This is a genomic window from Streptomyces sp. NBC_00239 (assembly GCF_036194065.1).
GTDB lineage: Bacteria > Actinomycetota > Actinomycetes > Streptomycetales > Streptomycetaceae > Streptomyces.
In genome coordinates, this window is record NZ_CP108095.1 from 4,053,732 (window position 1) to 4,070,594 (window position 16,863).

Here is a 16,863-nt window from a genome sequence, read left to right on the forward strand (position 1 = left end):
GACCCATCTCTGCAGGAGGCACGTTTTGACGATGATCCAGATGCAGCCCCGCTCGGCGAACGCCGACCCCGTGCACCGCACGGTGGGCGACGCGATGGAGGCGGCCGGTCCCCAGGTCTGTGACGACATGACGGTCGAGGTGGCCCTGGCCGTCATGGCCGGCGCCCGCGCGGGTCATCTGCTCGTCTGCGACGAGGACGGCCTGTGCACCGGGCTGGTCACGCAGGCCCAGCTCGCCGCCATCCGCGACAGCGCGGCGTACACCGACCAGGTCCGCCTCCGCGACCTGCTGGGTGACCGCGGGCCGGTCACCTCACCCGTGACCACGATGGCCGAAGCCGAACACGCGATGCGCTACCGCCGAGTCAATGCCCTGCCGGTCGTCAATGACCAGGGCAGTGCTCTGGGCGTCCTCGCCCTTGCCCGCTGAACCGCCTCACCACGGCACGACCGTCCCCCTCTTCTTCTTCCTGTGAGGCAACATGCGCTGTGTCATCGCCCGTTTCCCGTTCGACCTGACCAAGGCCGGTGTCCTGGAGTCGATGAAGGGCATCAAGCCCGAGCAGGTCGTCGGCGAGTCAGTGATCATCGGGCGCCGTACCTACCCCGTCAAGCAGGTCGGCCAGGTCATCACTCGGCAGGACCGCCGTGACTTCAGCGCCGGTGAAGTCCTCCGGGCCATGACCCGGCTCGGGTTCACCTGCCGCGGCCCCCGGACCGCCATGCCCACGCGCGTCCTCAGCCCACTCCAGCAGGCTTCCGCGATGCTCGGCGTCCCGGTGACCGCCTGACGGACAGGACCGGCGCAAGCCGGCACCCGCACAGCGAGGAGGACCCGACCGGCACAAGCCGGTCGGGTCCTCCCGCGTACCAGGACTTCTTACGCGATGTCGGGTCAGTGGTCGGAGTAGCTGAAATCGCCCATGGTCCAGGCGCTGACATCCGCGATCGAGACGCGGTACATCCCACCCGTCTCCGGGATCCCCACCGTGCCCTGAAGGATGCGGGCCACATGGAAGTGCAGATGAGTGGGCGGTCCCTCGTGGGGTGTCGTGGCGGTGAAGATGGCGGCGAACTCGCCCAGGTGGGCGGAATCCGTCAGGACCTCCGACACCCGCTGCCTCCACACGGCTTCGGGTGCCAGCCGACCGGTGATGACAGCGCCACCGGTGACCACGGTCAGGGACATCTGATTGCTCTGCCCGGACTCCACCAGGGTGGCAACGTCAACGAGCAGCTCGTCAGGCTTCGACATGGGAGCCGATTTTATGCACCGGTAGTCCCGTTCTCTCAACCGGCGGAGCACGACGCCGATCGACGAGCCCCGGGGGGCTCCACGCGCTCGGTCACGTCTCCCGAAGCCCCTGACCTGCTGTGCAGGCCGCTCTGCGCGTCCGGGCCGACCGCGACGGTCTAGCTCTCCTCGACGCGCACGAAAATCTATGACGGCCGGAGTAGACATTGGCCTGTGGCGTGGTTATGGTTTCTCTCGTAGCCCAGGGAGACAGAAGGGCCTGGCAGAGACGAACTGCCGGGCAGCAGTACCCGCAGTACCCGCAGTTGCAGTGCGCAGGACGGCGCGGTGGTGGAGTTCCGAAGCCAGGGTTGTTGCAGGACGGCGACGGGACTGACGACCGGGCCGGGTGGCCCGCAGTGATCAGGGGCCGCCGTGAGCAGTACCAGCAGTTAGCGCAGTGGCAGTACCCGCAAGTGCAGTGCGCAGTACCCAGCAGTGAAGTCAGTGAGCGGTACCTCGGTGAAGGCGTCGGCTGCGGGCGCGCGCACCGGGAAGTTCGGCAGTGGGGTTCCAAGCCAGAGCAGACGCAGGACGGGCGACGGGGCTGGCTGTCGAAGAGTGGCGCTGACGCAGGCCACCAGCAGTACGCAGTACCAGCAGTACCAGCAGTACCAGCAGTAAGCAGTTGATCACCGAGGGAAGAACGGAGGAGCCGAGCACCATCAGGATCGCCCGGGCCGAAAGGCTGAGCCCGGGTACCGCAGGACATCGATAGTGAGGTGGTCTCCGGTCAAGCAACCGCGATCCCCGCACTCCCGGCAGCATCTCGGCCGGGTAGGCGGAAACACAGGGTCGGCGCAGTATCAGGGCCGACGGATGGTGTAGTAGTTCCTTCGGGGCCCTGGTGCCGTACGGCACCAGGGCCCCTCCATGCGTTCCATGAGAGAGGTTCAATGACAGCAGACGACTCGTTCGGCCGTCTCGACGACGACGATTACCCCGCCTACACGATGGGCCGGGCGGCAGACATGCTCGGCACCACCCAGGGCTTCCTCCGCGCCCTCGGAGAGGCCCGCCTGATCACCCCGCTCCGCTCCGACGGCGGCCACCGGCGCTACTCGCGCTACCAGCTGCGCATCGCAGCCCGCGCCCGGGAACTCGTCGACCAGGGCACTCCCATCGAGGCCGCCTGCCGCATCATCATCCTCGAGGACCAGCTCGAGGAAGCCCAGCGCATCAACGCCGAGTACCGCCGCGCCGCCGAATCATCCGCGCCGCCGCCCTCGGCCTGAACCGAGCGTGCCCGTCGGAATCGGCGGGCCTCGGTCGCCGAAAGAGTGCGATTCGGGAGTGCCATTCGGGCGCGGACCCTCCGCCAGGTCCGCCCCTGCGGCTTGCCGGCCGCCATCAGGCCGCCTTGGGCGCCCATCGGGCACCCATCGGGTGCGACCTTCCGCCAAACGGTCTCGGCCAGTTCCACCATGGGTCTCGGCCACCTCTCCACACCATCGGGTGAAGCCCAACTCCTGGGCCGGTTCCTTGAGTTGCTCCAGCGCGTTGCCGTTCCGGTCCCCAGTCCCCAGTCGCCGGGGGCCGCTCAGGACCTCAGCGAAGGAGCAACTTGTGAGCACGTTGAACGGGGCGAATCCGTCGTCCTCCGGTAACGGCAGCGATCGACGCAGTTTCCTCAAGTCCGCCGGCTTCGCCGCCGTGGCGACGGGAGCCGTGGCGGTCGGTGGTGGGCTCGGGCTCGGAGGAGACGAGGCCGCCGCGCAAACCCGTACCAGGACGGCGGGCGGCTCGCCGTCGAAGGTCTCCCTGCCGACCGAGCCGATCGGGAGCATTCCGCGCCCGGCGCACCTGATCCGGGCGAACCAGGACTTCGCCGAGGGACGGATCACCCAGCGAGAACTCGACAAGCACCGTGACCGCGCGTTACGCGACACGATCGAGAGGTTCATCGCGACCGGTTCCCCGGTCATCACCGATGGCGAGCAGAGCAAGCCGAGTTTCGCCACCTATCCGGTCGCGGGGCTGAAGCTGAATCCGGGCGGCCAGGTCGTGCCGTTCGCCGACGGGCACACCCGCCAGCTGCCCCTGCTGACGGAGCGGGACTTCCGGTACCAGGCGCACGGCGGGGACTACCTGAAGAAGACCCGCGAGGTGCTGCGGACGATCCGGTCGATGACCGACCTGCCGGTGAAGCAGGCGGTGATCGCACCGTCCATGCTGAGCATGTTCTACCCGCCCCTGGGGATCAGCGGGTACTCGAAGGAGCAGTTCCACGACGACCTCGTGAACGAGGCGGAGGCAGACCTGCGCGGCTGCCTCGAAGGGGGCGCCCACAAGGTCCAGATGGACTTCACCGAAGGCCGGATCTCCTTCAAGCTCGACCCGGACGGAGGGATGCTGCGGCAGTTCGTCGCCCTGAACAACGAGGTCCTCGACCGCTTCTCCCCCGAAGAGCGGCAGCGCATCGGCGTGCACACCTGCCCCGGCGGAGACCAGGACTCCACGCACAGCGCGGACGTCGACTACAAGAAGTTCCTGCCGAGGTTCTTCGACCTGCACGCGGGGAACTTCTACCTCCAGATGGCCAGCGAGCCCGACCGCCGCAGCGTGCTGGCCCTGGTACGGGATCACCTGAAGCCCAATCAGCGTGTCTTCATCGGGGTGACGGACCCCATCAACCCCCGGGTCGAGACGCCCGAGGAGGTACGCGACAGGGTCCTGGAGGCCGCGGAGTTCATCCCGCTCAAGCAGCTCGGCACCTGCGACGACTGCGGCTTCGCTCCCTTCGCCGACGACAAGTCGACTCCGCGGGACACCGCGTTCGCCAAGATCCGGGCGCGAATCGAGGGCACCCGCCTGGCCGAGCAGCGCCTCGGGGCGTAGCCGTCAGACCGCCCCGAGCGGCCGAGAACCCGTGAAGACCGAGAACCAGCAAGAGAACAGGTAGTTCTGATGGGCATGCTGCACAAGATCGTGACCACCGGCGTGGTCGTGGCCGGAATGACCCTGGCCATCGCTCCGGCCGCATCGGCCGCATCGGCCGAGAACGGGTCGCTCCCGACGGGCCCCGCCGCCTCCGAGAAGCTCCTGGCAGGCCCCGCCGGCGCCGCGGCACTGGGCGGCGGGCTGGCCGGCGGCATCGTCGACAGGCAGGGCGAGACGCTCGGCGCCGCGGTCAAGCAGACCGCCGCCGGAGTCCCCGCTGTACTGCCCCTCCTGACGAGGCCGCTCCGCGCCGGCTAGAGCCTTCGAGCATCCCCCCGACGGCCGGGCGCCCGTCATCAGCTCGTACGAGAAGGCCCAGGTCGGCGACCTGGGCCTTCTTCGCCGGCTAGGGCTTGGTGTTCCGGTTGAGGTGGAAGAGTCCCGCGGAGATCAGGGCCGCGATCGCAGCCGAACGCCGCGAACCGGCCGCCGTGCTGGACCGTTTGCCGGCCGAGGACGGCCGACGGCTCCCACCGGGACACCTCACCGGCGAACCGGGCGCCCAGTGCTGTGACCGCACTAGGATCGCTGACATGGCCCTGATGACCAGTGACGTGGAGCGCTTCGAGACCGCCAGGCCCCGGCTGGAGGCCATCGCCTACCGGATGCTCGGTTCGGCGAGCGAGGCGGAGGACGCCGTGCAGGAGACGTTCCTGCGCTGGCAGGCCGCCGACGTCGAGCGGATCGAGGTCCCCGAGGCCTGGCTGACGAAGGTCCTCACCAACTGGTGCCTCAACATGCTCACTTCGGCGCGCGCCCGCCGTGAGACGTACGTGGGGAGGTGGCTGCCCGAGCCGCTGCTCGCCGGGGACCCGATGCTCGGCCCCGCCGACACCGCCGAGCAGCGCGAGTCGGTGTCGTACGCCGTCCTCGTCCTGCTGGAGCGCCTGTCGCCGGGCGAGCGGGCGGTGTACGTGCTGCGCGAGGCCTTCGCCTATCCGCACCGGGAGATCGCGGAGATCCTGGAGATCACCGAGGCCGCCTGCCAGCAGATCTACCACCGGGCCAAGAAGCACATCGCGGACGGCAAGGCGCGCACCGAGATCGACGAGGCCGCCGCCCGGATGATCGTCGAGGAGTTCCTGGCCGCGGCGACCACGGGCCGCACCGAGCCCCTCGTACGCCTCCTCACCCAGGACGCCGTCTCGGTCGGCGACGGCGGCGGGAAGGTCCTGGCCCGCGCGAAGGCGTTCGAGGGCGCGCGCGCCGTCGCCACGTTCCTGCGCGGTCTGTTCAAGCCCGGCCCGGCCAAGCGGGCCCATGTCGGCGGCGTGGCCGAGATCTACGCGACGACCGCGAACGGCGGGCCCGCCATCGTGGCGGTCGTGGACGGCCGGGTCGTCGGGATCAGCTGCCTGGAGGTCACCGCGGAGGGCATCGCCGCGGTCCGCCACCAGGTCAATCCCGACAAGCTCGTCCGCGCGACCGAGCAGTGGGCGGCCGCGGACCACCCGAATCCGCCGCTCCACACCCTCTGAACCTTCAACGCCTCCGGCCTCGCCGGCCCCGCCGCCCCCACCCCTCCGATTTCGTGTGACGTGCTTCACACCCGGTCCTGTCAGGAAACCCCGGGCTGTCCGGTTCAAGGGACGACACCGCGCAAGACAGCGGCGGAACCCTCCCAGACAGGAGCACGGACATGCAGCACCGCATCGTCGTCCTCGGAGCCGGCTACACCGGAGCCACCGCCGCCGGCCGCATCGCGAAGCGGCTGCACCGCGAGGACGTCGCCATCACCCTCGTGAACCCCGAGCCCGACTTCGTCGAGCGCGTCCGGCTGCACCAGCTCGCGGCCGGGCAGGAGCTCAGGCCCCGCCCGTTCGACGAGATGCTCGCGGGCACGGGTGTGGAGCTGAAGCTCGCGAAGGTCACCGCCGTGGACGTGGACCGCAAGACGGTGACGGTCACCGCCGCGAACGGCCCCGAGCGGGTGGAGCTGGCGTACGACACGCTCGTCTACGCCCTCGGCAGCAACTGGAACGACGGGGGCGTCCCCGGCGCCGCCGAACACGCCCACGAGGTCTCCAGCCGCCCCGGCGCCCTGCGTCTTCGCGACCGCCTGGCCGCCCTGGACGCCGGCCGGCCCGTGGTCGTGGTCGGCGGCGGCCTCACCGGCTTGGAGGCCGCGACCGAGATCGCCGAGGCCCGCCCCGACCTCGACGTCGCCCTGGCCGCCCGCGGCGCCCTCGGCGACTGGCTCTCCGAGAAGGGCCGCACCCACCTGCGGAAGGTCGTGGACAAGCTCGGCATCACGGTCCACGAACACACCGCCGTCGCCGACGTGGCGGCGGACCGCGTGACGACGGCCGACGGCCGCACCCTCCCCGCCGACGTCACGGTCTGGACCACCGGCTTCGCCGTCCACCCGATCGCCGGAGCCACCGCCCTGGAACTCGCCGATCACGGCCGGATCGTGGTCGACGGCACGATGCGCTCGGTCTCCCACCCGGACGTGTACGCCGTGGGCGACGCGGCGATGGCGATGGGCCCGGGCGACAAGCCCCTGCGCATGTCCTGCGCCTCGGGCGTCCCCATGGCCTGGCAGGCCGCCGACGCCATCTCCGCCCGGCTCGCCGGCGCCAAGGTGCCCCGGATCGCCATCCACTACTCCGTGCAGTGCATCTCCCTCGGCCGCAAGGAGGCCCTGATCCAGTCCGTCACCCCCGACGACCGGGCGGTGGAGAAGGCCCTGACGGGGCGCGCGGCCACCCTCCTGAAGGAGCTGATCTGCAAGGGCGCGGCCTGGGGCGTCGCCCACCCGACCGTGGGCATGCCGTCCCGGCGCCGGCACGTCGTACGGCAGGAGACCCGCAGCGGCGCACGCGCGGCGGCGACGGCGGCCTGACCTCGCCGCGGCCGAACCGCGGCCATCGGCTGGGCGTCACCCGTGTGCCCCGCTTCGCGGTCGACATGATGCAGACCGCCACGGTGCGTGTGAGCGTGATCCGAGAGGAATCCGTACCCACGCATCAAGAGGAGTCGCTGTCATGGGCGGTACGCAGGACAAGCACCAGGAGCCGGGCAAGGGGCGCGAGGCACAGGGTCACCATCGACCCGGAGACCCCGCCCACCCCCAGCCGGGCAGGCAGTCCCGCGAACGGGAACAGAAGCAGGGTCAGAAGGAGACCTCGCGCCGCCGCGAGGACGACCTGCTGCGCGAAGAGGACCTGCACGACGAGTCGCTTTGAGCAGAGCGGCACTCGTCCACACGCCCAGAGCCCGGCCGGCCCGCAGTGACCCCGGCCGGGCTCTGTTGCGTACGGGTCCGACGCCGAATGCGTACCGGTCCGACGGCGAACGGGTGAAGGACGATCCGGCCACCGAGCGCTGCCCCGGCCGCCGGGACTCCCGGTCAGGCCGCCGGGCCGCCGGCCCCGCCGGCTGCGGGGTCGGGCGTGGCGGCGATGAGGATCTGGGCGGCCTCGGTGATGTTGTCTGCGCGGACGGCGCGGGCCATCGCCTCGCGGGCGGCCTCCGCGGTGGTGTCCGGGGGGACCACCAGCAGGGCGAAGTGGTCGTTGTCGCCACGGGTGACGAGGACGGTGTCGTCGCCGACGGGGTCGGAGTCGAGGTGCACGACCTGGCCGTCGACGACCAGGCGGGGCGGGAGGCCGTTCCAGGCGGACGCGTCCACGCCCACGCGGGTGATCGGCCCGAGATGCCCCGTCAACACACTGATCAGCGCCGGCAGCTCGGTCTCGATGTCGCGGGTGCGTGGCCACCACGCGCCGTCCAGGAGCCCCTTGCGGGACTGCGTGGTTTCCAGCCGCAGCAGCGCCGTGCCGGGCTGGATCGCCTGGTGGATCGCACTCGGCAGGAGCAGTGGGGGCGTGTGAGGGGTGTCGGAGTCAGCCATGTCGGTCCGCCCGTCTACGGAGTGCGGCCGTGCTGCGTCGCAGGTCGGCGCCGGTGCCGGGTGACGTGCGCGGCCTGCCGTCCTTTTCACGGTACTCCCGCCTCCCGTTCCCCACCGCCCGCCGGAAAATACCTGGTCACACCCGGTCATAGCCGGCCGAACAGGCGTACAGTGAAAGCACCGGGAGCACTTCGCACACCGGCGTTCACGCAGGTGTCGTTTCCGGCGATCGCCAAAAAACCGGGCTGCCGACGGGCAGTCCGGGGGCAGGTCCGCATCATGATCACCGCCCTCGAACGGACCGCGCCGCGCGACCTCGCCGCACAGCTTCCGGCCCGCTTGTCCCTCACTCCGAAGACCATGCTCGCCGGGCAGCTCGACGGCGCCTGGTGGCCCTACTCCCGGGACCTCGAAGCCGAGCTCCCGGTGTTGGTGGCCGCCTTGGTCGAACCCTGGGGCCGCATCACCCGCGTCACCGTGAACCCCTCCCGCTGGCCCGTCGTCCCGCACACGGTTCCCGTGGCCGGGCAGACGCTGCACGTGGGCTGGTTCACCGAACAGGACCCCGACAAGCTGATCCTGCTCTCCTACACCGTCGGCCGCTGGGACCTGCTGGTCGTCCCGCCCGACACCGGCCGCGCGAGCGCGGCCCGCCTGATGGCCGCAGCGGCGATACCGGGCAGTGCCCTCACCGCGGACGTACTGATGGCCAACGAAGCCGTCATCGGAGGCGGCACCCGCGACGCCCGTCTCCGGGAGGCCACCTGGGAGGGCGAAGGCGGGGCCTGCATGTCCCCCTTCGGGCACCCGATGGGACGAAGCGCCCTCCCGCTGCCCGGAAACGGCTGGAGTTGAGTTCCGTGGAGACCATCGTCCTCATCGCAGTGATCATCCTCGCGATCGGCATCGGAATGCGCCTGATCCACCTGCTCAACGCGCAGCACGACGCGCGGATCGCGGCCTACCACTTCAGCGACCCGCTGCCACGGCCTCCCGGTCAACCGGACGACACCAGTCGTCGAGCCCACTGAACGGGTGCCGACCGGTGAGGAACGGACGTTCCTCCGACCGGGGTCAGCGGCCGGGGCGCCACGGCGCCCCGGCCTGCCGGCCTCTCGCCCACCCTGAAGGGACACGCCCACGTGAAGCACATCGAGACCCAGACGCTGCCGTCGCTCGGGCACGCCGAGGTACGGATCATCGCGCACACGCCGGAAGCCGCCCGCGCGGTCGCGGAAGCCCTGCGCGGTTGCTTCGCCGGAGCGGAACAGCGCAGCTACCCCGGCCTCGACGGCGACACACGGCTCCACCTCACCGTGGACACGGCGACGCCCGCCGGCCCCGCCCGCTCGTGGCTGGCCACCAGCCTGCCCCCCGTCGGCGGCGGCCCCCACTCCGACGAGATCCGATAAGACCCGCCCGGGAAGACCCGACGGGCCGTCACGGAGCCCTCCTCGCACACGAAGGGACGCGGTCATGGCCACACTGCGCGAACGCAAGACCTACCGCGGACAGGTGCTCCGCGTCCTGTACGAAGCCGTCGAAGGCAACCGCCTCCTCGGCATCACCGGAGCACGGCTACGGCGCGAACTCCACGTGCCGGAACAGGATCTGGCCGCCGCCTGCACCTACCTGGCGGGCGAAGGGCTGATCACCGTCGACTGGGAGCCGGGCAACACCCCCGCGATGGTCACCCTGACCCACGAGGGAATCAGACGCATGGAGGCCGAGGAGGAAGAGCGCGGCTGACATCCCCTCACACGCGTCACACGCGAAGGGGGCTCCGCTCCTCCGTACGCGTTCGGCGGCCCGGGGAGCCGGCGGGGTACTCATCGGCGGTCCTGAGGCGGAAAGTGAGTACGTGTACTCACGTGCGGGACGGCGGGCCACCGGCAGGCTGCGGTCATGCGAACGATCTCCCTCCCGAAGCCCCTGATCGCGGCCGTGCTCGGCGCCCTGGCCCTCTCCGCCTGCGGCGCCCCGCACGCGGACGCCGACCGGTCCCCCGCCGCCAAGGCCCGTCCGGCCGCCGCGTCGCACGCCTCCGGCGCCGAGGAGGCGGAGATGCGTTTCATGGAGCTGACGGCCCGGATCCTGACGGACTGCCCCCCCCCCCCCCCCCCCCCCCCCGGAGCCCCCGCCGACAAGGGCGCGGCCGACGCGCCCCTCCCCCCGGACGCGTGGAGCGAGGCCCCCCGTCCCGAGGACCTGCCGGGCGGCTCCGGACCGGTCACGCCCCGCTACGGCCCGGGCGAGACGCCGCCCGGCACGCCGGACGCGGACGGGGCCGTCCCGGTCCCGTTCGACGACCCGGCGACGGCCGCTCCCGACGCGACGCCGGCCCGCCCGGGCACCGCGGCGCAGGCGCCGCTGTCCGAGGCGGAGCGCTGCGTCGGAGACCGGCACGCCCGCCGGATCACCGAGGCCCTGCGGAAGGCCGCCCCCGCCGACCACCAGGCGCTGCGGACCGCCCTCGTCGGGCTGGACTACCCGGCGGCCCGGATCCACCGCCTGCCCGACGGCGACACCACCCGGGTCGACCTGCGCTTCATGGGCGGCCGCGCGGTCCTGGACATCACCGGCACCGGCCCGGCCCCGACCGTCACCCTGGCATCGGAAGACACCGCCGACACCACGGCCCGCCGCACCCCGTGACCTCCCCGAGCACGGGCGACCAAGACCCCGCGGCCTCGGGGGCTGTTCCGCAACATGACCCGCGCCCCGGGCAGCCCGGACAGGGACTGACCCACGGGTGACCCGTGCCGATGACCCCGTGGCGACGGCTCCGTGCCGATGAGTCCGTGTTGGTGATCCGGCGTTGATGACCCGGCGTTGATGAGCCGGTGTTGATGACCGCGTGCCGCCGATCGCGGTTTTCCCGTAGCGGTGACCGGGGGGGGGTGGGAAGAGGGAGCGCCCACCTCTTTCCATGATCAAGATATAGCCCACCGGGGGGCTTGCGGCAAGACCCCGGTGGTGCCGCAGAATCGCCCACCTAAGCCGAAGTACGAGGCCACAGGGGGTGCGGAGTGCGGGTGTTGCTGTCTGCCTACGGGGCGCGCGGGAGCGTCGAGCCGATGGTGGGGCTGGCCGTGCGGCTGCGGGAACTGGGCGCCGAGGTGCGGGTGTGCGCGCCGCCGGACGAGGAGTTCGCGGAGCTGTTCGCGGGTGTCGGGGTGCCGCTGGTGCCGGTCGGCGCCCCGGTGCGTCCGCTGGTGACCACGGTGGTGCCGGGGTCGGCGGCGGGGCTGGCGCAGCGCATGGCCGATCTGATGGACGCGCAGTTCACGGTGCTGGCCGCGGCGGCCGAGGGGTGCGACGCGCTGGTGGCGACGGGGCCGTTGCCGGTGACGGCCGGCGCGCGGTCGGTGGCCGAGCGGCTCGGCATCCGGTACGTGCACGCGGCGCACACGCCGGTCGGCCTGCCGTCGCCGCACCAGCCGCCGCCCGCGCGGCGGGGCCGGCCGTTGCCGCCGGGGGTGCGGGACAACCTGGAGCTGTGGGAGGTGGACGCCCGCAACGCGAACGAGATGTTCGGCGCCGCCCTGGGCGCCCGTCGGGCGGCGGCCGGCCTCCCGGCGGTCGACAGCGTCCGTGACTACGCCTTCACCGGCAGCCCTTGGCTGGCCACGGACCCGGTCCTGAGCCCGTGGCGGCCGACGGAGCTCGGTGTGGTGCAGACCGGTGCGTGGCTGCGGGCGGACGAACGCCCGCTGCCACCCGAGCTGGTGACGTTCCTGGAGGCCGGGACGGCTCCGGTGTACGTGGGCTTCGGCAGCACGCCCCTGGGCGCCCGTGCGAAGGGCATGGCCCGGGCGGCGGTCGAGGCGGTCCGGGCGCAGGGCCGCCGCGTGGTGGTCTCCCGCGGCTGGGCCGGGCTGGACCCGGTCGACGACCGGGACGACTGCTTCGCCGTCGGCGAGGTCAACCAGCAGGCGCTGTTCCGCCGGGTCGCCGCCGTCGTGCACCACGGCAGCGCGGGTACCACGACCACCGCCGCGCGGGCCGGGGCGCCGCAGGTCGTGGTGGCGCAGGGGGCGGACCAGCCGTACTGGGCCGGCCGGGTGACCGGCCTCGGTATCGGCACGGCACCCGACGACGGGCCGGTTCCGAGCAGCGCGTCCCTGTCGGCCGCCCTCCGGGCGGCCCTGGCCCCCGCGACGGTCGCCCGGGCAACTGCCCTTGCCGGCACGGTCCGTACGGACGGCGCGGCCGTGGCCGCCAGGCTGCTGCTCGACTCCGTCGGCGCAAACCCCACCTGCCCGTAGCCCGAGAAATCGAAGATTCACAAGAATGAGGGTCGCTGCATGCGCGTGTTGTTGATGGCGTACGGGTCGCGCGGGGACGTCGAGCCGATGGTGGGGCTCGCGTTGAGCCTGCGGGCGCTCGGCGCGGAGGTGCGGGTGTGCGCGCCGCCGGACTTCGCCGAGCTGCTGGGCGGTGTGGGGCTGCCGCTGACGCCGGTGGGCGAGCCGTTGCGGCCGGTCGTGAAGGCGGTCGTGACCGGGACGGCGCCGCCGAAGGCCGAGGGCCTGGCGCAGCGGGTGACCGCGCTGCTCACCACGGCGTACGACGCGATCGCCCCGGTGGCCGAGGGCTGTGACGCGGTGGTGGCGACGGGCCTGGTCCCGGCCGTGGCGGCCGCGCGGTCGGTGGCCGAGCAGCTGGGCATCCCCTTCCGGACGGTGGCGTACTTCCCGGCGTACCTGCCGTCGCCGCACCACCCGCCGCTGCCGTGGCCGGGCCGGCCGCTCCCGCAGGACGTGACCGACAACCGGGTGCTGTGGGACCTGAACGCCGAGAGCCTGAACGCCCTGTTCGGCGGGGCGGTCAACGCCCACCGCGCGTCGATCGGCCTGTCCCCGGTGGACGACGTGCGCGATCACGTCCTGACCGGCCGGCCGCTGCTGGCGGCCGACGCGGTGCTCAGCCCGTGGCCGGAGCCGTCGGACCTCGACGTGGTGCAGACCGGCGCGTGGATCCGGCCGGACGAACGGCCGCTCCCGGCCGGGCTGGAGGCGTTCCTGGACGCCGGCGAACCGCCGGTGTACGTGGGCTTCGGCAGCATTCCGGTGCGCGAGGCGGAGGACGTCACCCGGGCGGTCGTCGAGGCCGTCCGCGCGCAGGGGCGCCGCGTCCTCCTCTCCCGTGGCTGGGCCGACCTGGAACCGACCGACGACAAGGACGACGTCCACGTGATCGGCGAGGTCAACCAACAGGCGCTGTTCGGGCGGGTGGCCGCCGTCGTGCACCACGGCGGCGCTGGGACCACGACGACGGCCGCGCGGGCCGGTGCGCCGCAGGTGGTCGTGCCCCAGCTGGCGGACCAGCCGTACTGGGCCGCGCGGGTGGCCGAGCTGGGCATCGGCGCGGCGCACGACGGCCCGACGCCGACCTTCGAGTCCCTCTCGGCCGCGCTCGGGACCGCGCTGGCGCCCGGGACCCGGACCCGGGCGGAGGCCGTGGCGGACAGCATCCGCACCGACGGGGCGGCGACGGCCGCGAAGCTGCTGCTCGACGCCATCGGCCGGGAAAGGCCGCCCGTGTCCGCGTGAACCCGTCCGGCCGGGTCGGAGGCGCGGTCGGAGGCGGCGCCGACCGGCCGGCGGGGAGGCCCGGGGACTGACGCTCGGGCCGTCGTCACGGCGGCCGGGCCGTCACGGCGGCGGGTCCGTCACGGCGGTGGGTCCGTCACGGCGGCGGGGGCGCGGCCCTCGGGGTGCGGAGCCAGCGTGCCGGCCGGGGCTCGTGGACCAGCACGTAGCCGATGGCGATCGCGAGCGTGATGACGACGAACAGCCCGATCAGCCAGGACATCAGGACGAACACCGAACCGAGGCTGCCGAACTGCCGCATGCTGCGCTCCACCGCGTGCGGCATGTAGAACATCGAGGCCGCGGACAGCAGCTGCACCCCGACGCCCGCCAGCACGGCACCGGGCAGCAGCGGCAGCCACGGAATCCGGGCACCGAGCAGCAGGTGCTGGGTCCACCACCACAGCAGCGTGCCGCCGGCCGCCGCGAGGACGGCGCCGGCGGCCCGGCCGGCGCCGAAGGCGTCCTGCACCAGCCCCTGGAAGACGAGTGCGGCCAGCCAGACGGTGAGCCAGGCCACCCACCGCCAGGCCGCGAGCCGGGCCTTGGCCTTGGGGAGGTGCCAGGAACGCTCGCACGTCGCCTGTAGGGCGCGGCTGCAGGCGGTGGCCGACAGCAGCGTGACCACGATCCCCACCGTGCCGGTGCTCGCGATGGCCGTGGTGCCGGTGGCGGAGTACACCTCCCGCACCTGGTCCAGAGCGGCGTCCTGGAGCCCCAGCGTCCTGCGGATCGACAGGACCAGCTGGTCCTGCATCCAGTCGGGGGCGAGGGCGCCGATGACGAAGAGGGCCGGCAGCGCCCCGAGGAAGGCCTGGGCCGCCAGTCGGAACGCGCAGTCCAGGATCTTGACGGCCGCGAACTGCTCCAGGAGCCGGCCGAGCAGCGGGGTGTGCCTGCGCATCCACCGGGGTACGACGAGACGCCGCGCTCCGGATCGCGGCCCGGACCGCGGCCCCCCTTCCGGGCCCCCTTCCGGGCCGCCTTCCGGCCCGTGCTCCGGTTCGGGCACGGGCAGCGCACGCGGCACGGGCACGGTGAACTCCTCACGGGGACGGTTCCCGACGTCAGTCCCCCACCCTTCCACGCAGGATGAAGAAATGCAGTTATATCCGGCATTTCGCCGCCCGGTCCCGTCCCTCCCGTGATTGCATCTCTCCCCGAGGCAGCGCCGCGCCCGTGAAGGAGGCCGCATGTCCCGCAGGCCGACTCGCGAGATGCGCCGGGACTTGGCCCAGCTCGTCTGCGCGGCCGCCGGGCTGGTGCTGGGGCTGCTGGTGCCGCTGCTCCACGCGGGGCCCCAGGTCGACGCCCGGCCCGTGGTGAGCCTGCTGTTCACGCTCGGATTCGGTGTCATCAGCCTGGTGAGCATCATCTACTCGATGCTTTTCCTGGTCGTGCAGTTCTCCGCCAGCACCTTCACTCCGCGCCTGGGCCTGTTCCGCGACGAACCGATCGTCTGGCGGCTCTTCGCCTTCAGCGTCGGGGTGTTCGTCTTCTGCATCAGCGCGGCGCTGGTCATCGGCGCCCGCGACCGGGTCTCGCTCCTCGTCCCCTGTGCGGCCGTGGTGCTCTCCCTGACCGCCCTCGCCCTGATGAGGACGTTGCAGATGAGGGCGTTCGGCTCGATCCAGCTCGGCCACGCCCTCACCGCGATCACCACCCGCGCGCACCAGCTCTTCGACACGCTGTACGTACGCCCGTACGCCCCCGACCCCCCGGCCGGGTCGCCGCCCACGCAGCCCCCGGAGCACTCCGAGCGCCCCGTACCGGAGGAGTACGGGTCGTACGGGTCGTACGAGGCAGTCGCCTGGCCCGGTCCGGCGCGCGTGCTCCAGCAGATCGACGTGCCCGCCCTGGTCCTGGCGGCGCGGCGGCACGACTGCGCGGTCGACTTCCGCGTCGCCCCCGGCCGTACCGTCTCCCGGGGCATGGCGCTGGCCGCGGTGACGGGCGCTCCCCCGCCCTCCCGGGCCCTGCGCGACGCCGTCGTCACCGGCCTGGTCACCGGCGTGGAGCGCACCTTCGACCAGGACCCCGAACTGCCGTTCCGACTGCTCGCCGACATCGCACTGCGGGCCCTGTCGGCGGCCGTCAACGATCCGGCGACCGCGGTGGACAGCATGGACCGCCTGGAAGACCTCCTCACCCGGCTGGCCGACCGCGACCTGGACGTCGGCCGCTTCGCCGACGAGGCGGGCCGGCTGCGGGTGACGGTCCCCGTCCCCGGCTGGGAGCAGTACGTACGGACCGCCGTCGACGACGTCGCCTTCGCGGCGGCCGGCTCCCCGATGGCTCTGCGCAGGATGCGGGACCTGCTCGGCCGCCTGCTCGAAGCGGCCCCCGAGGACCGGCGGCCGGTACTACGGGAGCGGCTCCAATGGGTCGAGCGCACCGGGAGCGGCGCGTTCCCGCTGGTCTGGACGTCGTACGAGGACGGTGGCCGTGCTGCTTGACCTGTTCCTCATCGGCCCGGTGATCACGGTCCACCCGTTGCCCATCGCGGCCTTCGCGCCGGTGGTGTCCGCGCCCAGGAAGGTGCGGAGCGGGCTCGCCTCGGAACATCCCGTCGCGTGCGAGGTGCGGGCATGAGCGTGGAAAGCTCAGCCCGGCAGCGCCGACGCGCCCTGGCAGCCACCGTGCTGCGCTCGCTGGGCTCCGTGGTCCTGCTCACGGCCATGTTCTACGCGGCCCCCCTGGACCGCGGGTTCGGTGTCCTGACCGTCGTGACGCTCGGGCTCGGCCTCGTGACCTTCGGGCTGGTGGTCGCGTGGCAGGTCGCCGCCATCACCCATGCCCGGTACCCGCGGCTGCGCGCCATCGAGGCGCTGGCCACCGCCGTACCGCTCTTCCTGCTGCTGTTCTCAGCCGCATACGTCCTCCTCTCCCAGGCGGTGCCGCAGTCGTTCTCGGAACCGCTGAACCGGACGGGCGCCCTCTACTTCACGGTCACGGTGTTCGCGACCGTGGGCTTCGGGGACATCGTGCCCACCAGCGAGGCGGCCCGCGCGCTGACCACCGGGCAGATGGTCGCCGACCTGATCGTGGTCGGGGTGGTCGCCAAGATGCTGTTCGGCGCGGTGCAGATCGGCGTGAGCCGGCGGGCGTCGGGTTCCCCGGGCGGCGCGGGAAGCGGCCCGGGCGGATCATCGATCGGGGGAGCGGAAAGGAAATGACCC

The 16,863-nt window shown here is 72.4% G+C and carries 21 protein-coding genes; 18 read left to right on the forward strand and 3 right to left on the reverse strand.

What is annotated here, in order from left to right:
• Positions 1–25: 25 nt before the first annotated feature.
• Positions 26–430: a CBS domain-containing protein gene (locus OG764_RS17850; protein ID WP_328969414.1), complete on the forward strand. Its 405-nt coding sequence runs from the start codon at positions 26–28 to the stop codon at positions 428–430.
• A gap of 52 nt (positions 431–482) precedes the next feature.
• The gene (locus OG764_RS17855; protein WP_328969415.1) at positions 483–791 is read left to right on the forward strand and encodes an SCO5918 family protein; all 309 of its coding nucleotides are present in this window, start codon (positions 483–485) and stop codon (positions 789–791) included.
• A gap of 104 nt (positions 792–895) precedes the next feature.
• Here OG764_RS17855 and OG764_RS17860 read toward each other — a convergent pair whose 3' ends face one another.
• Positions 896–1,255, reverse strand: a complete 360-nt coding sequence (locus tag OG764_RS17860) for a hypothetical protein (RefSeq protein WP_328969416.1) — start codon at positions 1,253–1,255, stop codon at positions 896–898.
• 935 nt (positions 1,256–2,190) lie between these two features.
• Between OG764_RS17860 and OG764_RS17865 the strand changes: the two genes are divergently transcribed.
• From OG764_RS17865 to OG764_RS17890, 6 genes are all read left to right on the forward strand, one after another.
• Positions 2,191–2,529, forward strand: coding sequence for a MerR family transcriptional regulator (locus OG764_RS17865; RefSeq protein WP_328969417.1), 339 nt, complete (start codon positions 2,191–2,193; stop codon positions 2,527–2,529).
• Between the two features lie 526 nt (positions 2,530–3,055).
• On the forward strand, positions 3,056–4,132 hold the full coding sequence (locus tag OG764_RS17870; protein ID WP_328973053.1) for a cobalamin-independent methionine synthase II family protein: 1,077 nt from the start codon (positions 3,056–3,058) through the stop codon (positions 4,130–4,132).
• Positions 4,133–4,201: 69 nt separating this feature from the next.
• The gene (locus OG764_RS17875; protein WP_328969418.1) at positions 4,202–4,492 is read left to right on the forward strand and encodes a hypothetical protein; all 291 of its coding nucleotides are present in this window, start codon (positions 4,202–4,204) and stop codon (positions 4,490–4,492) included.
• A 275-nt stretch (positions 4,493–4,767) separates the two neighbouring features.
• Complete coding sequence (locus OG764_RS17880; RefSeq protein ID WP_328969419.1) at positions 4,768–5,712, forward strand: RNA polymerase sigma-70 factor; 945 nt, start codon at positions 4,768–4,770, stop codon at positions 5,710–5,712.
• Positions 5,713–5,873: 161 nt separating this feature from the next.
• Positions 5,874–7,079, forward strand: a complete 1,206-nt coding sequence (locus OG764_RS17885) for an NAD(P)/FAD-dependent oxidoreductase (RefSeq protein WP_328969420.1) — start codon at positions 5,874–5,876, stop codon at positions 7,077–7,079.
• 142 nt (positions 7,080–7,221) lie between these two features.
• Complete coding sequence (locus OG764_RS17890; protein ID WP_328969421.1) at positions 7,222–7,422, forward strand: hypothetical protein; 201 nt, start codon at positions 7,222–7,224, stop codon at positions 7,420–7,422.
• A 164-nt stretch (positions 7,423–7,586) separates the two neighbouring features.
• Here OG764_RS17890 and OG764_RS17895 read toward each other — a convergent pair whose 3' ends face one another.
• Positions 7,587–8,090: a DUF5994 family protein gene (locus OG764_RS17895; RefSeq protein ID WP_328969422.1), complete on the reverse strand. Its 504-nt coding sequence runs from the start codon at positions 8,088–8,090 to the stop codon at positions 7,587–7,589.
• Between the two features lie 279 nt (positions 8,091–8,369).
• Between OG764_RS17895 and OG764_RS17900 the strand changes: the two genes are divergently transcribed.
• The 7 genes from OG764_RS17900 (at position 8,370) to OG764_RS17930 (ending at position 13,645) form a co-directional block, all read left to right on the forward strand.
• The gene (locus tag OG764_RS17900) at positions 8,370–8,945 is read left to right on the forward strand and encodes a DUF5994 family protein (RefSeq protein ID WP_328969423.1); all 576 of its coding nucleotides are present in this window, start codon (positions 8,370–8,372) and stop codon (positions 8,943–8,945) included.
• 5 nt (positions 8,946–8,950) lie between these two features.
• On the forward strand, positions 8,951–9,121 hold the full coding sequence (locus OG764_RS17905) for a hypothetical protein (RefSeq protein WP_328969424.1): 171 nt from the start codon (positions 8,951–8,953) through the stop codon (positions 9,119–9,121).
• Between the two features lie 111 nt (positions 9,122–9,232).
• Positions 9,233–9,502, forward strand: coding sequence for a hypothetical protein (locus tag OG764_RS17910; RefSeq protein WP_328969425.1), 270 nt, complete (start codon positions 9,233–9,235; stop codon positions 9,500–9,502).
• Between the two features lie 64 nt (positions 9,503–9,566).
• The gene (locus OG764_RS17915) at positions 9,567–9,839 is read left to right on the forward strand and encodes a hypothetical protein (RefSeq protein WP_328969426.1); all 273 of its coding nucleotides are present in this window, start codon (positions 9,567–9,569) and stop codon (positions 9,837–9,839) included.
• Between the two features lie 156 nt (positions 9,840–9,995).
• A complete protein-coding gene (locus OG764_RS17920) occupies positions 9,996–10,745 on the forward strand; it encodes a hypothetical protein (RefSeq protein ID WP_328969427.1) in 750 nt (249 codons plus the stop codon).
• Between the two features lie 380 nt (positions 10,746–11,125).
• The gene (locus OG764_RS17925; protein ID WP_328969428.1) at positions 11,126–12,358 is read left to right on the forward strand and encodes a glycosyltransferase; all 1,233 of its coding nucleotides are present in this window, start codon (positions 11,126–11,128) and stop codon (positions 12,356–12,358) included.
• Between the two features lie 39 nt (positions 12,359–12,397).
• Complete coding sequence (locus tag OG764_RS17930) at positions 12,398–13,645, forward strand: glycosyltransferase (protein WP_328969429.1); 1,248 nt, start codon at positions 12,398–12,400, stop codon at positions 13,643–13,645.
• Positions 13,646–13,781: 136 nt separating this feature from the next.
• On the opposite strand, the gene OG764_RS17935 is transcribed toward OG764_RS17930, so the two are convergent.
• A complete protein-coding gene (locus OG764_RS17935; RefSeq protein ID WP_328969430.1) occupies positions 13,782–14,588 on the reverse strand; it encodes a YhjD/YihY/BrkB family envelope integrity protein in 807 nt (268 codons plus the stop codon).
• Positions 14,589–14,877: 289 nt separating this feature from the next.
• Between OG764_RS17935 and OG764_RS17940 the strand changes: the two genes are divergently transcribed.
• From OG764_RS17940 to OG764_RS17950, 3 genes are read left to right on the forward strand one after another with little or no spacing between them, the layout of a single operon-like run.
• Entirely contained in the window at positions 14,878–16,140 is a 1,263-nt protein-coding gene (locus OG764_RS17940) for a DUF2254 family protein (RefSeq protein ID WP_328969431.1), read from the forward strand.
• On the forward strand, positions 16,130–16,276 hold the full coding sequence (locus OG764_RS17945) for a hypothetical protein (protein WP_328969432.1): 147 nt from the start codon (positions 16,130–16,132) through the stop codon (positions 16,274–16,276). The genes OG764_RS17940 and OG764_RS17945 overlap by 11 nt, the downstream gene beginning before the upstream one ends.
• Positions 16,273–16,860, forward strand: a complete 588-nt coding sequence (locus OG764_RS17950) for a potassium channel family protein (RefSeq protein WP_328969433.1) — start codon at positions 16,273–16,275, stop codon at positions 16,858–16,860. Before OG764_RS17945 ends, OG764_RS17950 begins: the two co-directional genes overlap by 4 nt.
• Positions 16,861–16,863 lie beyond the last annotated feature (3 nt).